1 protein-coding gene is annotated in these 241 nt (G+C 53.9%); it reads right to left on the bottom strand.

The annotated features are described in order from the left end of the window. The coding region (locus QP415_RS12740) for a hypothetical protein (RefSeq protein WP_285100317.1) at positions 1–241 on the bottom strand (241 nt) is incomplete at both ends.

Genomic DNA, 241 nt, shown 5'->3' on the forward strand with positions numbered 1-241 from the left:
CTTGTCGTCCTCCTGGCTACAGAAATTGAGGTCGGGGTTTATGGCGGTGTATAGGTCGAGGTCGCACAGCGCCATTCCAGTGATATGACCCATGAGGAATCCGTACATTAGGTCTGCGTGCTCACACATGATGTTGAAGGTGCGCAGGGCTTCGTAGGTTTCTGTGTCGTTGATTGGCCTGATGTTCCGTGCTTTGCGCAGGCTTGAGACGGCAGGACCGAGGTCTTCTACCTGCTTGTAG

This window comes from Pauljensenia sp. UMB3104, assembly GCF_030217285.1.
Lineage (GTDB): Bacteria > Actinomycetota > Actinomycetes > Actinomycetales > Actinomycetaceae > Pauljensenia.